This is a genomic window from Synechococcus sp. R55.8, from assembly GCF_047461895.1.
Lineage (GTDB): Bacteria > Cyanobacteriota > Cyanobacteriia > Thermostichales > Thermostichaceae > Thermostichus.
The window spans coordinates 16909-18498 of sequence record NZ_JANSIB010000050.1; the positions used below are offsets into that span (position 1 = coordinate 16909).

The window sequence follows — 1590 nt, forward strand, 5'->3', positions numbered from 1 at the left end:
ACCCAGTACCAGGGCTGGACAACAAAGTGCGGGTCGGCGTGCTGGTGCTCATCAGGCGTGGGCAGTTGGGTGCTGGAGCGGTCGCGCACGCCCTCATAGGTGCCGTAGCGGTGGTCATAGTGCCAGATCATCTTGGCTTCGTAGAGGGGGAGGTAGCCCTCACCCCCGGCCCCTCTCCCAAGGCTTTGGGAGAGGGGAGAAGGATGCTCGTAGGAATGGGCAGTGACATAGGCAGCAATCTCTTGGAGGACTTGTTCTGTGCGGTCGAGTATCTGGTCATTGGTAAAGCGCAGCATGGCAAAGCCATGTTCGCGCAGGATTTCCTCCCGCAAACGGTCGCGTTCCTGCTGAGTGGGTTCGCGGTGCACGGCGCCATCTATCTCAATGATCAGGCGGGCATCGTCACAGAAGAAATCGGCGATGAATTGTCCAATCGGATGTTGACGCCGGAATTTTCGGCCTAGCAGCCGACGGTCACGCAACAATTCCCAGAGCAGGCTTTCGGCGGTCGTCGCCTCGCGACGCAACTGCCGCGCCCTGGCAATCAGTTCCCGGCTGGCCTTGGGTAATTCGTACCCTCCTTCTCCCGCAGCGCGAGAAGAGAGGTCGGGGGCTGCGATCCTTCCCCCCTCTCCCGCAGCGTGAGAGAGGGGGCTAGGGGGTGAGGGCACAAACACATTCCCCACCAGCTGGTAACCTTGCTTTTCCAGCTCTGCACGGGTGCGGAAGAGGTGCGAGTCGTTGGACATGTGGAACATCGCCATGAAGCGCACGTCCCAAGGGTTTTCACCCGTGTGTTCGTTAACCAACACCGGCACGCGCTGATAGATGGCGCGGGTCAGGTCGGCATCTTGCCGGGTGCGGAAGACGGGCAGGGTGCGGGTGTTGGGGTTGATGCGGGCAATGTCGTCCGCTGTGAGGGTGAAAACGCGACGCGGGTCGCGCAGGTGATCGGCATGGGTGGCGAAGAAGGTGAAGGTAGTGGCGTCGGTTGGGGTGCGGCCGCCGGTGAGGGTGAGCAGGCAGAATTTGTAACTGCGATGTACGCCGGGGAAGAGCGCTTCGCGGTTCTCAAAATCGAACAGACTGGCCAGTTGTCCCTGTTCCACCAGATCGGCGAAGAAGAACTGATTGGTGGCGTCGGTGGCAATGCCGGTAGGAATGATGATGCCGGCCCGCCCGCGCGGGCTGAGCAGGTTACGCACGCGCTCGGCAAAGACGGAATAGGTGTTGATGTCGCCGCGGCCGGTGAGGGGATATTGACCACTGCCCCGTAAAAAGCGGCTGGTGCTTTCGGCGCCGTGCAGGGCACGCTGGTAGTCGTGCCAGAGGGCGGGGTTGGTCTGGGGTAGGTCGGCGATCAGCCGTTTGCGGGCGGCGGCATTCGGAGCCCGAGCAATGGCGGTATTGCGGCTGGCAAAGAATTCTTCTTCCTGCAACTTGATGCGTTCCCAGGGTGGATTGCCGAGGATGACATCGAAGCGGGGGGGGGGGGGGGGGGGGGGGGGGCGGGGGGGGCGGGGGGGGGGGCGGCGGGGGGGGGGGGCGGGGGCGGGGGGGGGGGGGGGGGGGGCGGGGGGGCGCGGGGGG

1 protein-coding gene is annotated in these 1590 nt (G+C 64.1%); it reads right to left on the minus strand.

Annotated elements, in window-relative coordinates; all coding sequences use genetic code 11:
- Positions 1 to 1590 (minus strand): endonuclease domain-containing protein (locus tag NW829_RS06750; protein WP_414416724.1); only part of this gene is annotated, 1590 nt, incomplete at both ends.